Consider the following 235-nt stretch of genomic DNA (forward strand, 5'->3'; position numbering starts at 1 on the left):
CCACCGTGAAGCTGCCCACCACTGAACCACTCACGGTTTGGGTTGCGCCTGCTTCAACAGCATTGATGATGTTGTCACCCGTAATTGGATTGACCACCACCACTGGTGGGGTGATGTCGACTGTGTAGCTCGCATCCGCAGTGGCGTTGCCCACGTTGCCTGCTGCATCGGTTGCTGCAATGCTGACGTTAATCACTTTGTCAGCATCAAGTACCAATTGCCCGCCGGCAACCGT

General features: G+C 55.7%; 1 protein-coding gene. It reads right to left on the bottom strand.

Annotated elements, in window-relative coordinates:
* Positions 1-235, bottom strand: a 235-nt coding sequence (locus tag GBI66_RS19590) for a hypothetical protein (RefSeq protein ID WP_171494360.1), incomplete at both ends; no start/stop codon positions are given.

Source organism: Acinetobacter sp. TUM15071 (genome assembly GCF_008980925.1).
GTDB lineage: Bacteria > Pseudomonadota > Gammaproteobacteria > Pseudomonadales > Moraxellaceae > Acinetobacter > Acinetobacter dispersus.